The sequence below is a fragment of the Pseudomonas sp. SWRI99 genome (assembly GCF_014270125.1).
GTDB lineage: Bacteria > Pseudomonadota > Gammaproteobacteria > Pseudomonadales > Pseudomonadaceae > Aquipseudomonas > Aquipseudomonas hamedanensis.
The window spans coordinates 1-12,339 of sequence record NZ_JABWQR010000045.1; the positions used below are offsets into that span (position 1 = coordinate 1).

Genomic DNA, 12,339 nt, shown 5'->3' on the forward strand with positions numbered 1-12,339 from the left:
ATTGAACGTATCGCCCGCCGCGAGACCGGTGTTAACGCCGGTTTTCAGGTTGATCGTCACGCCGGTTCCCTGATTGGCATCTTCGTAGCTGGCAGTGTCGATACCTGCGCCACCGATCAACTGGTCGGCACCTGCACCGCCGATCAGCACATCGTTACCGACGCCGCCGGTGATGATGTCGTTGCCAGCACTGCCACGCCCGGTGAAATTGCCAGTGCCGGTGTAGGTCAAGCGTTCGACTTCACCGCTCATGCCCATGCTGGTCTGGTTGGTGCGGATTTCGTCGTCGCCGCCGCCAGCGGCCTCACCAATGCCACCTGTCCAGGGACCGTTGATGATGTAAACGTCATTGCCGGCACCACCACTGACGCTCGTGCTGCCAGAGTTCAGGGTATAGGTGTCATTGAACGCCGTGCCGATGACCAGATCCATGTTGCTGAATGCATCGCCCTGCGCATCGCCGCCCAGACCCGTGCCGTTGACGCCGGTCAGCGTCAGGTTGATCGCCTGCTCGGAAGTGGCGTAGCTCAGGGTGTCATAGCCGATCACACCATCGAAGGTGTTGGCCGAAGCATCGGCGACAAAGTTGTCGGTATAACTGGTGCCGCGAAACGCTTCGATACCATTGAACGTATCGCCCGCCGCGAGACCGGTGTTAACGCCGGTTTTCAGGTTGATCGTCACGCCGGTTCCCTGATTGGTATCTTCGTAGCTGGCAGTGTCGATACCTGCGCCACCAATGAGCTGGTCAGCCCCTTCGCCACCAATCAGAAGGTCATTGCCGTCCCCACCATTCAACACATCGTCGCCTGCCAAACCACGTATTTGATCGTCACCGGCAGTACCTGCCAGCACATCAGCACCGTTGGATCCGTAAATGACTGCCATTGCATCCTTCCTTGTGTGAGTGTGTTTGTGTTGGAACCTTGCTGAATCTCCCGCAGTCACGGGGATTTCAACCTTGCCGCGACACGCTGGTGCGTGAATGCGCAAAAGTCTGAAAAGAGCGAAAAGTCCGACCGGCATGCGCTTGGTCGGTATTGCTCGAGGTGAGTAGGGGGTTCGCCGCAGGCAGATGCTGCGCCGTCGATGCTGCAAACATCCGCCAACCGGAGAAATGATTGCAATCGGCTTGAATGAGGTATCCGGACCACTCGGTCGTAGCGGGACTGACCGGTGACGTCGGATTTTGGCACCGCTGCGGGTGCTTTGAAGGATTCATGACTGTGCAAAGTTTGGCATCCCTGCTGACTACTGACGGCTTCCAAGCCACCGAACCCTGAGCCCGGTTTGAAGATACGCGGCGCAGATGAAAGTTTGACGCGCGCCGCCAATGCTCCGCGAAACTGCAAATTCTGCACCACAGTGACTGACGAACGGAGCAACCGAGCACAAGCCCCGAAAAATGCACATAAAAAAACCGACGCACGAGGCGTCGGTTTTTCATCAAGCGCACTAAACCCCATCAAGTCATCTGAATAATGGTCTGCATAATCGTGCTCTGAGTCGAAATGGTCTTGGCGTTCGCCTGATAGTTGCTCTGGCCCTTGATCAGATCAACCAGCTCGTTGGTCAGGTTAACGTTCGACTCTTCCAGCGAGTTGGACACCACCTCACCCAACGTTCCGGTCTTCGGCGCGTCGTAGCCCGGAATACCCGAAGCGAAAGTCTCTTTCCAGCTAGTACCACCGACAGCCTGCAATCCCTGTTCGTTGGTGAAGCTCGCCAGCGCAACCTGACCAATTGCCTTGCTCTGGTTGTTGCTGAAGTTGGCGAACAGCGTACCGGTACCGTCGATGGTCAGGTTGGTGATCTGGCCAGTGGCGTAGCCATCCTGAGTCGGGATCGTGCGCGAAGTATCAGCGTTGTACTGGGTGGTCTTGGCCATCGAAATGGTCACGCCATTCGGGTTTGCCGATGCGCCGTTAGGCGTAAATACGCCATTGGTCACGGTGCCTGGCTTCCAGTTTTTCAGGGTCAGATCACTGCTGATGATCGGGTCAGTCGGATCCGCCGGGTTGGGCGTGCTGACCTGAAGCAACTTGCCGGAACTGTCGAACGTGAGTGTCGAGGCCACTGGCGGTGTAGTGACAGGATTGCTACCGGTAGCGTCCGGGTTGCGCCCATCGACCAGGGTGTAAACCTTCCAGACATTGTCGCCGGTTTTCACCACGTACTGATCCATGACATGGGAGTTGCCCTGAGTGTCATAGATCGGCGTGCTGAACGACTTGGTGTACGTCTCGGGCTTGGACGGATCGAACACGACGGGCGTAGCGCCGGTATCGATGATTTTCTCTGCCGAAGAGTTCAGGTTGATGCTCGAAGTCACCGCCGAAGTCGACTTGGGCGCCAGGTTCGAAGTATCGATCTTGAGGTCGGTCAACACACCGTTGATGATCTTGCCGTTGGCATCCACACCATAACCTTGCAGGCGCGAGGTGTAGTCGGTGTTGGTGATGTAACCGGCGTTGTCGACCTTGAACGTACCGGCACGGGTGTACGAGATCGAGCCGTTGTTGCTCATGGTGAAGAAACCGGAACCGTTGATGCCCATGTCCAACACGTTGCCGGTGTTGTTGATGTCACCCTGGGTGAACTGCTGGGAAACGTTGGCCAGGCGCACGCCGTTGCCGATCACTTTGCTGCCGCTACCCAGGCGAGTCGACGAGTACACGTCTTCGAATTCTGCGCGGGAGGATTTGAACCCGGCAGTCGCGACGTTGGCGATGTTGTTGCCGGTCACGTCCAGTTGCTTGTTGGCTGCATAGAGACCGCTAAGGCCGATATTGAAAGACATATTCCACTCCTTTATGCCGGGTTAGTCGGCTCTATATACCAATGGTTTGTACTTTGGACAGGGCAACGGTGCCCTTGCCAGCCAGGTTGAGCATCAGCTCGCCACCGGTCTGGCTGATCGTCACGCTGTTGACGGTCGCTGGCAGGTAAGTCGCCAGGTCGGTCGCGGTGCCGTTGATCGGCGCGCTCGCCTTGAAGGTGTACGTGCCGACGGGCACCACGGTGCCGGCGGTGTCCTTGCCGTCCCAGGTGAAGCTGGCACTGCCAGCGGCGCGACTGCCCAGATCGATAGTGCGGACAGCTTTACCATCCTTGTCGGTGATGGTCACGGTGCCTCCGGCGATGGACGATGGCACGTTGACCGAACCGGTCAGGCCTTTGCTCGGGTCGTCGAGTTGCGCGGTATTGGTTTGCACGATCACGTTGCGACCGACCAGCGACGACGCTTGCAGCGCCTGCGACGAGTTGTAGTTGCCGGCAAGGCCACTCACGGTGGAGTTCAGCGTGGTGATGCCTTCGAGGCTGCTGAACTGCGCCAACTGCGCAACGAATGCGCTGTTGTCCTGCGGATCGAGCGGGTTCTGGTTTTTCAGCTGGGTCACCAGCAACTGCAGGAACGCGTCCTTGCCCAGCGCTTGTCCGCCGGTGCTGCTGTTGGTCGCCGAGGCAATGCCATCGGTGGTCGAACTGGTCTTTTTCGACGAGTTCGACAGGATGTCATTCATGCTCAGGGAGCTGGTGGTATCGGTAACGCTCATGGCAGTCGCCCCTTATTACTGACCGAGGGTCAGCACCTTCTGCATCATGGTCTTGGCGGTGTTCATCATTTCAGCGTTGGTCTGGAACGAACGGCTCGCGGAAATCATGTCAGCCATTTCTTCCACCACGTTCACGTTCGGGTAGTAGACGTAGCCTTTGGCGTCAGCCGCCGGATGGTTCGGCTCGTAACGCGCTTCGAGGTTGCTGTCGTCCTCGACCACACCGAGCACTTGCACGCCCTGACCGGCCGCGTCCTGGTTCTGGAACAGCGAATTGCTGCCGCCCGCCTGGCCGCCCTGGAACATGGTGGCGAACACCGGGTGACGGGCGCGGTAGGTCTGGTCGATGCTCGACGAGACCGTCTCGGCGTTGGCGATGTTCGATGCGACGGTGTTCAGACGCGTGGTCTGGGCGCTCATGCCGCTGCCGGCAATGTTGAAAACGCTGGACAGGGACATGAATTATTCTCCGCGCAGGGCTGACACCAGCCCTTTGAATTTGCTGTTGAGCAGCGTGAAGCTGGCCTGGAAGCCGACGGCGTTTTCCGCGTAGTTCGACTGTTCCAGTTGAGCGTCCACGGTGTTCTGGTCGATCGAAGGCTGCATCGGCGTGCGATACATCAGCGATTCGTCACCATTGCCCAAGCCTTCAGCCTCGATGTGACGGCTATTGGTCATGTTCAGGGCAAAGTGGCCGCCGGTCTTGGTCTTCTCGGTCTGTGCTTCGAGCACTTTGGAGAAATCCAGGTCACGCGCCTTGTAATTCGGGGTATCGGCGTTGGCGATGTTATTGGCCAGCACTTCGGCACGCTGGGCGCGGAAGCCCAGTGCTTTTTCGTGAATGCCGAGCGCTTTGTCGAAGCTGATGCTCATGTCGGGAACCTTCAGGTGACCGGTTTTTCGTAACTGAGCTTTAGCAAGCGCCGTGCCAAACGGACAAAGCCCCGTATTCCGGGGCTTTGCGTCGAACGGGCAAAGCGGCAATGCCAGAAAAGCGGCAACCGGTTTCCGCCGGATGCCGCTTTTCTGCCGCTTGCCCCCGTTCTCCCTCCCACCACAGATCCATTGTAGGAGTGAGCCTGCTCGCGATAGCCGTGTGTCAGTCGCTGATGTGTTGTCTGATAGACCGCAATCGCGAGCAGGCTCACTCCTACAGGGGATTAGTGGCGTTTCGAAGAGAATATTCAGGCGCAAAAAAACGGCAGCCTAAAAGGACTGCCGTTTTTTGTGTCGCCGCAAACCGGTTATTTCGCCTGGTAAATAATCCCCGGGCTGCACTGCACCATCTGGTAATGATCCGGCAAACCGTTCAGGGCCTCGGACGCGCCAAGGAACAGATACCCACCCGGCTTCAGCGTGCTGTGAATGCGCAACAGGATGTCTTTCTTCACTTCGGCAGAGAAGTAGATCAGCACGTTGCGGCAGAACACGATGTCGAACTTGCCCAACGCCGCGTAGCTGTCGAGCAGGTTGAACGAGCGAAACTCCACGCGGCTCTTGATCGGTGCCTTGACCACCCAGCGCCCCGGCCCTTTCGGATCGAAGTAGCGTTGCAGCCGTTCGGGCGACAGACCACGGCCGATCGCCAGGCTGTCGTACTCGCCGGTCTTGCAGTTGTTGAGCATGAGGCCGGACAGATCGGTGGCAACGATCTGCACACCCATTTTCAGCTGACCGAGGTTGCTGCGCTCGAACTCGTCGATCGACATCGACAGCGAATAGGGTTCCTGACCTGACGAGCACGCCGCCGACCAGATCCGCAGACGCTGGTTGGGGCTGGCCTTGATCGCTTCAGGCAGTACCTTGTTCTTCAAGACTTCAAACGGATAGGTGTCACGAAACCACAGGGTTTCGTTCGTCGTCATGGCATCGACCACCTGCTCGCGCAAACCGCTGCGCGGCTGGGTCTGGATGCGCTGAACCAGCTCACCCAGGGACTTGATGCCTTGCTGCTCCATCAGTTTGTTGAGACGGCTCGAGACCAGGTACTGCTTGTTTTCACCGAGCAGAATGCCACAGGCTTTTTCCAGGAAGACCCGGAACTGTTCAAAATCCAAATTACCCGTAGACAATGATGCCGCCTCTTAAATCGTGTTGATCGCCAGGGACAAAAGGCCCCTAGCTGATATCTGCTGCTTTGATCCGGTCGACTACCCGGGATGCGAGGTCATCAGGACGGAATTTGGCCAGGAAGTCATCAGCACCGACTTTCTTGACCATCGCCTGATTGAATACCCCCGACAACGAAGTATGCAGGATGATATGGAGCTTTTGCATGCGTGCGTCGCCGCGGATTTCCGCCGTCAGGGTGTACCCGTCCATCTCCGGCATTTCGATGTCGGAAATCATCATCAGGAACTCTTCTTCCGGCTTCTTGCCTTCGTCGACCAGCTTGCGCAGGTAATCCAGCGCCTGCTTGCCGTCGTTCAGCGCCACCACTTCGACACCGATCGTCTGCAGGCAACGCGTGACCTGCTTGCGCGCCACCGACGAGTCATCGACCGTCAGCACCCGCAACGACAACGCCTTGGTCTGGGTCTCGACATCGACCACGCCCACCGAAATCGCTTCCGGTGTCGGCGCCACTTCGGCCAGCACCTTCTCGACGTCGATGATTTCGACTAACTGGTTGTCCACCCGAGTCACAGCGGTCAGGTAATGATCGCGCCCCGTGCCCTTGGGTGGTGGATGGATCTCTTCCCAGTTCATGTTGACGATGCGCTCCACCGAGCGGACCAGGAAACCCTGGGTCTTGGTGTTGTACTCCGTGATGATCACGAACGGATTTTTCTTGTCTTTCAACGCACCGGAGCCGGTTGCCATTGCCAGATCCAGGATCGGAATGGTCGCCCCCCGAATATTCGCCACCCCGCACACGACAGGACTGGACTTGGGCATCAACGTCAGTGACGGGCATTGCAGCACTTCCCGAACCTTGAACACGTTGATCCCGTAGAGCTGCTGGCCGTCGAGACGGAACAACAACAGCTCCAGGCGATTCTGCCCTACCAGTTGCGTGCGCTGGTTCACCGAATCCATTACACCAGCCATGCCCAGACTCCTACACCAACGCCAAGTGTTGTTGCGACGCACATTTATTACTAAACGGCACGGCGCTTGCTTTTTAACCTGTATGAACGCTCAAACGACATTTTCCCGACGCCTGACATCCTCCCTTCGCAAAGGGCTTTGCGCGGTGTCCGCCGTTTTTTGCGTATTTGCCGGCAGTCCTGCCAATGCTGATGCGGTTACCTTGCCTGATATGCTTATCGGCGTGACTCAGGGCTTTCTTGAATTCACCGTAGAAGACTATCTGGCTACCAGTCAAACCGAAGGCCGCTACGAAATCGAAGTCAACCAGCTCGATCCGCGGCTGCGCATGCCCATGTGCGACAAGGAATTGACAGCGACCCTGGAGAGTCCGGCACGCCCTCTGGGCCGCGTCACCGTCAAGGTTCGCTGCGAAGGCAGTTCGCCCTGGACCGTGTTCGTGCCCGCTCAAGTCCGCCTGTTTCGCGAGATTGTCACCACCACCCGCCCGCTCAAGCGCGCCGGGATTATCGAGCCGCAGGATGTCACCCTGCGCGAGCGCGACGTCAGCGTGATCAATCAAGGTTTTTTGACGTCGGTGGACGAAGCGATCGGACAGAAATTGACCCGACCAACGGTCGCCGATCAGGTGATTACGCTGGTCCATCTCGAACAGGCCGAAGTCATCCGCAAGGGTGATCAAGTCGTCATTACCGCCCGCAGCGGCACATTGGCCGTGCGGATGCCCGGCGAAGCGCTGGCCAACGGCGGCCTGAAAGAACAGATCCGGGTGAAAAACCTCAACTCCCAGCGGGTCATCAAGGCGCAAGTCACCGCGCCCGGCCAAGTGGAAGTGGCAATGTAGAAAACTGGCGCTGACCCCGGCTGTTCCCTAAACTGTGCCGCAGCAGAACACGCGCCGGCGCAGGCAAGGCTCATTGCATAAATGTGCCTAAAGTTTTCCAGGGGATAGCCGAAAACATGGCAAGCGTCCAAATTCCCAGAGGTTTTTTATCATGGTTATCGATTTCAACCGTTTGAACAGTTCCTCGCCACTTACCGGCAATACACGTACCAGCAACGCCAAGGAAAGCGCTGAAAACAGCCCCTCCGCGCCGCTGAATACCCAGGCCGAAACGGCCAGTACCGCAAAAAGCGGGGAATCGGTACACCTCAGCAATGAGGCTCAACAGTTGCAGAAGGTCACTGACAAGCTGCGCGATCAGCCTGCTGTCGATAAAGCCCGTGTGGCCGAGTTGAAAGCCGCGATTGCCGATGGCAGCTATAAAGTCGACAGCAACCGTGTAGCCAGCAAACTGCTCAACTTCGAAGCCCAGCGCTAGGCTTTTGCCGGCGCCAGGCTTTTGGACGCTTAAACCCCAAGGCCAGCCATGCACGACATTAATTTATTGCAATTGATCAACGACGACTTTGCTCCAGCGCAACAATTGCTGGAGTTGCTGCAAACCGAGTCCCTCGCTTTGCACGGTCGTGACATGCCGCTGCTGGAAGAAATTCTGGCGACCAAACAGGCCTTGATCATTCTGCTTGAACAGCATGGCCGCAAGCGCAGCGAAATCCTCGCCAGTCTCAACCTGCCGACGGATCGCACAGGTCTTGCGCAACTGGCCAGCCAGTCAAGCCTTGGCGAACAGTTGCTCAAGCAAGGCGACGCACTGACCGCCCTGATTGCGGAGTGCCAGGCGGCCAACGTCAAAAATGGCCAGTCGATCCAGATCCAGCAGGCCTCCACGGCCAACCAACTGAAAATCCTCACCGGTGGCGAGCCGCCAGCGCTGTATGACGCCAGCGGAACCTTCGCCAAGCCGATCAAGCCGCGTACGCTCAGCCAGGCATGAGCCATTCGGTGGCCACGCACTATCAACCTGCGAAACATACTGGCAAAATACTGGCCAGTCGTAGTCTTATTTTGTCTGGAGATTGAAGAACCGTGTCCAACACCCTAAGCGCGGATGATGCTCCGCAGCCTCCGAAGGTGCTCACCACGCCACTGGAAATCTCCAGCAACCTGCGCCAGCTGCAAGACAGCCATGATCCGCTGATCATCACCTTCCACGAGCGCAGCCAGCGCTTTCAGAGTTACTTGATCAAGGTTGACCGTGACACCGCCTCGATCGCGCTCGATGAGATGATCCCGCGTGACGGCGAACGCTTTCTGCAGGCCGGCGAGCCGTTCAAGGTCGAAGGTTTTCACGACGGTGTGCGCATCGCCTGGGAATGCACCGGCACGCTGAATATCGAAGAGTCCGACGGTGACCGTTTCTACACCGGCGCACTGCCCACCGAAGTGGTCTACCACCAGCGGCGCAATGCCTTTCGCGCAGCGTTGAAACTGACCGATCTGGTCAGCGTTGAACTGGGCGGCGAAAAGCTCAAGACCCCTCTCCATGGCAAGCTGCTGGATATTTCCGCGACCGGTTGCAAGTTTCGTTTCGAAGGCGACATCACTGACCGCCTGCAACTGGGCCAGGTCTACGATCGCCTGATCGCCCCGCCGCTGTTCGGCAACCAACCCATCTCCGTCGAGCTGCGTTACCTGCATTTCGAAGAAAAACTCAACATCACCTTCGCCGGCCTGCGTTTCCACAACATCAGTGGTCAGGCTGCGCGCAACGTTGAGCGCTTCGTCTATCAGTTGCAGCGTGAAGCGCGCCGGTTCGACAAAGATGATCTCTGAGCCATAGCGCCAGCAAAAAAGGGCAGTCCCGCACAGGACTGCCCTTTTTTGTGCTTGCTTGAAAGCTCTGTGGCGAGGGAGCTTGCTCCCGCTGGGGCGCGAAGCGACCCCTTTTCTTGCGCAAAAAGCAGGGCCTGCTACGCAGTCCAGCGGGAGCAAGCTCCCTCGCCACAGTTAGAGCCGCAAACCTCAGGGTCTGGCGCCACTGATATCCGGCGCAGGTTTGTCATCGCGGCTAGTCAAGTCATCTTCGTCCACCGCTTCCGGTTGCGCAGCGGGTTCTGGCTCAGAGCTTGAAGGCGTCGGGTCCTGCACCATCTGCTCCTGCACCACCTGCTCGTCCACCCGCGGGTCAAGCGCGGCCACCAGCGGCGAACTCGACATGCTGTCCGGCATCGCCACATGGTGCAGCGGCGCGTCGTCGACCTGATGCAGATTGGTCACCGCTTTCGGGCGAATACGCCACACCAGCACCAGCGCAAAGAAACTGAAAAACGCATACAGGCTCTGACTGCCGAGAAACTTCATCAACACACCGGCCAGCAACGGCCCGATACTCGCGCCGACGCCATAAGTCACCAGCAACATCGCCGTCAGCGACACCCGTCGATCACCCTCGACATGGTCGTTGGAAAAAGCCACCGCCAGTGGATACAGGCAGAACTGCACCAGCGAGCACAAGAAGCCGACAACAAACAACACCTCCAGCGGCACCTGCGGCAGAATCGCCAGCGGCAGTGCCGCGACCGCCAGAAACCCGGCGAAGCAGCGAATCAGCAGCGCCCGGTCATAGCGGTCGGACAACCAGCCCAGCGGCCACTGCACCAGCAATCCGGCAAAAATGCAGCTACCCATGAACAGACCGACCTGTTCGGTCGACAGCCCCTGCTGCGAGGCATACAACGGCGCCAGACCGTAGAACGAACCGATGATCAGCCCGGCGCCAAGCACCGTGCTCAGTGATTGCGGTACGCGCTTGATAAAGAAGCGCGGCTCCATCGGCGCCGGGTGCAGCGGCGCCGGGTGAATCCGCCGTGTCAGGGCCACCGGCACCAGGCACAGCGCAAAACACAGGGCGACCAGCATCAGCAGTTCCAGGCCCAGGCCGGGGTGCATGACCAGAATCAGTTGCCCCAGCACCAGGCCCAGGTACGAGGCAATCATGTAGCCGCTGAATACCAGGCCGCGCTGGTTAGCGTCCGCCTGCTCGTTGAGCCAGCTTTCGATCACCATGTATTGGCACATCATGCCCAGACCGACGATGGTCCGCAGCACCAGCCACGCCGGCAGCCAGTCCACCAGGCCATGCCCGAGCACCGCCGCGCCGACGATCCCGGCACACGCCGAATACGCGCGGATATGCCCGACCCGGGCGATCAGCCGGTGGCCGATCTTGCCGCCCAGCACCAGGCCGAAATAATTCGCCGCCATCAGCGCACCGACCCACAGGCCGTCGACGTTGTCAGCGGCCAGGCGCAGTGCCAGATAGGTGGATAACAAGCCCGAACCGATCAACATCATCAGTGAGGCGAAATACAGCGCTCGAAAGGATTTCCAGATTTGGCGCATCGGCGTTCCGAGCGGCTCCTTGCAATAAATACCGGACTATCAAAACGATAGTCCGGTGGCGACAGTTCGTCAGGCCTGGGCTGCTAGAACACGCCGTTCCCAGGGAGTGATTTCATCAAAGAAGCTGGTCAACTCCATGGTCTTCGAAGCGATGTAGCCTTCGATGAACTCCGACCCGAACAGTTCCCTGGCCAATTGGCTACGTTTCAGACGTTCAAGCGCGGCGTGCAAGGTACATGGCAGCGCAAGATTGTCCGGCACGGCGAATTCGCCCTGGATCGCCTCGGTCGGCTCCAGCGCGTGTTCGATACCATGCAAACCCGCGGCCAGACTGGCGGCGATCGCCAGATAGGGGTTGGCATCGGCACCCGGCAAACGGTTTTCGACCCGACGAGCAACCGGTGAGCTGGCGGGAATACGCAAGCCGGCGGCGCGATTGTCGTGGGACCAACACGCATTGTTCGGCGATGCATAGGGATGGCACAGGCGCTGATAGGAGTTCACGTTCGGCGCAAACAGTGCGGTGAAATCGGCCAGCCCGGCCTGCTGCCCGCCGATGAAATGGCGGAACATGGCGGTCGGCTCGCCGTCCGAGTCCGTGAAGACATTCCTGCCACTGCCGATTTCTACGATGCTCTGGTGAATGTGCATCGAACTGCCCGGCGTGTGCGCCAGCGGTTTGGCCATGCACACCACGGTCAGGCCGTGCTTGAGCGCGACCTCTTTGAGCAAATGCTTGAACAGGAAAGTCTGGTCGGCCAGCAGCAGCGGATCACCGTGCAGCAGATTGATCTCGAACTGGCTGACGCCCATTTCGTGCATGAAGGTATCGCGCGGCAGGCCGAGGGCTGCCATGCATTTATAGACTTCACTGAAGAACGGCCGCAGACCGTTATTGGAACTGACGCTGAACGCCGACTGGCCGTCCTCGCGACGCCCATCCAGACCGACCGGCGGGCGGAACGGCTGGGTCGGATCGGTGTTGGGCGCAAAAACGAAAAACTCCAGCTCCGTCGCCACCACAGGCGCCAGCCCGCGCGCGGCGTAACGGGCGATGACCGCTTTGAGCTGCCCTCGGGTCGACAGGCTGGAGCTCCCTCCGTCCAACTCGTCGGCATCGCAGATTGCCAGGGCACGCGGCGTGTCGCTCCACGGCAAGCGATGGACTTGCACAGGGTCGGCCACCAGCGCCAGATCGCCGTCATCGCTGCCGTAGAACCGCGCTGGCGGATAGCCGCCCATGATGCATTGCAGCAGCACGCCCCGCGCCAACTGCAAACGCCGCCCTTCGAGGAAACCCTCGGCGGTCATTACCTTGCCCCGTGGCACACCGTTCAGATCCGGGGTGACACACTCAATCTCATCAATGCCGGTCAATCGCTGCGCGAGTGAACCCTGGCCATCGCTTGTCATGACGCAATCCTTGTTATTGTGCGAGCCGCGAACGGCGACCCGTACAAAATAGGCTCCGGCTGTTCGGAATAT

The 12,339-nt window shown here is 58.9% G+C and carries 13 protein-coding genes; 4 read left to right on the forward strand and 9 right to left on the reverse strand.

Annotated elements, in window-relative coordinates; genetic code table 11:
* The 7 genes from HU743_RS25765 to HU743_RS25795 form a co-directional block, all read right to left on the reverse strand.
* Positions 1-888, reverse strand: an 888-nt coding sequence (locus HU743_RS25765; RefSeq protein ID WP_273509108.1) for a calcium-binding protein, incomplete at its 3' end; no start/stop codon positions are given.
* Positions 889-1,465: 577 nt separating this feature from the next.
* Positions 1,466-2,800, reverse strand: coding sequence for a flagellar hook protein FlgE (gene flgE / locus HU743_RS25770; protein ID WP_186652092.1), 1,335 nt, complete (start codon positions 2,798-2,800; stop codon positions 1,466-1,468).
* Between the two features lie 31 nt (positions 2,801-2,831).
* Positions 2,832-3,557, reverse strand: a complete 726-nt coding sequence (flgD, locus tag HU743_RS25775) for a flagellar hook assembly protein FlgD (RefSeq protein ID WP_186623684.1) — start codon at positions 3,555-3,557, stop codon at positions 2,832-2,834.
* Between the two features lie 15 nt (positions 3,558-3,572).
* A complete protein-coding gene (gene flgC / locus HU743_RS25780) occupies positions 3,573-4,016 on the reverse strand; it encodes a flagellar basal body rod protein FlgC (protein WP_186552329.1) in 444 nt (147 codons plus the stop codon).
* Between the two features lie 3 nt (positions 4,017-4,019).
* Positions 4,020-4,430 carry a flagellar basal body rod protein FlgB gene (gene flgB, locus HU743_RS25785; protein ID WP_016773613.1) on the reverse strand — a complete coding sequence of 137 codons (411 nt, stop codon included), beginning with the start codon at positions 4,428-4,430 and terminating at the stop codon, positions 4,020-4,022.
* A gap of 371 nt (positions 4,431-4,801) precedes the next feature.
* Positions 4,802-5,629: a protein-glutamate O-methyltransferase CheR gene (gene cheR, locus HU743_RS25790; protein WP_186529772.1), complete on the reverse strand. Its 828-nt coding sequence runs from the start codon at positions 5,627-5,629 to the stop codon at positions 4,802-4,804.
* Between the two features lie 46 nt (positions 5,630-5,675).
* The gene (locus HU743_RS25795; protein WP_103304087.1) at positions 5,676-6,608 is read right to left on the reverse strand and encodes a chemotaxis protein CheV; all 933 of its coding nucleotides are present in this window, start codon (positions 6,606-6,608) and stop codon (positions 5,676-5,678) included.
* An 82-nt stretch (positions 6,609-6,690) separates the two neighbouring features.
* On the opposite strand from HU743_RS25795, the gene flgA reads away from it, so the two are divergent.
* The 4 genes from flgA to HU743_RS25815 all read left to right on the forward strand — a co-directional run bounded on the left by flgA (position 6,691) and on the right by HU743_RS25815 (position 9,285).
* Positions 6,691-7,452 carry a flagellar basal body P-ring formation chaperone FlgA gene (gene flgA / locus HU743_RS25800; RefSeq protein ID WP_186652111.1) on the forward strand — a complete coding sequence of 254 codons (762 nt, stop codon included), beginning with the start codon at positions 6,691-6,693 and terminating at the stop codon, positions 7,450-7,452.
* 151 nt (positions 7,453-7,603) lie between these two features.
* Positions 7,604-7,930: a flagellar biosynthesis anti-sigma factor FlgM gene (flgM, locus tag HU743_RS25805; protein WP_186552330.1), complete on the forward strand. Its 327-nt coding sequence runs from the start codon at positions 7,604-7,606 to the stop codon at positions 7,928-7,930.
* 48 nt (positions 7,931-7,978) lie between these two features.
* Complete coding sequence (locus HU743_RS25810; protein ID WP_186652094.1) at positions 7,979-8,446, forward strand: flagellar protein FlgN; 468 nt, start codon at positions 7,979-7,981, stop codon at positions 8,444-8,446.
* Positions 8,447-8,538: 92 nt separating this feature from the next.
* Complete coding sequence (locus HU743_RS25815; protein ID WP_186652096.1) at positions 8,539-9,285, forward strand: flagellar brake protein; 747 nt, start codon at positions 8,539-8,541, stop codon at positions 9,283-9,285.
* Positions 9,286-9,474: 189 nt separating this feature from the next.
* On the opposite strand, the gene HU743_RS25820 is transcribed toward HU743_RS25815, so the two are convergent.
* Both HU743_RS25820 and HU743_RS25825 read right to left on the reverse strand, forming a co-directional pair.
* Positions 9,475-10,854, reverse strand: coding sequence for an MFS transporter (locus tag HU743_RS25820; RefSeq protein WP_186623690.1), 1,380 nt, complete (start codon positions 10,852-10,854; stop codon positions 9,475-9,477).
* Between the two features lie 69 nt (positions 10,855-10,923).
* Positions 10,924-12,165, reverse strand: a complete 1,242-nt coding sequence (locus tag HU743_RS25825; RefSeq protein ID WP_186652113.1) for a glutamine synthetase family protein — start codon at positions 12,163-12,165, stop codon at positions 10,924-10,926.
* Positions 12,166-12,339 lie beyond the last annotated feature (174 nt).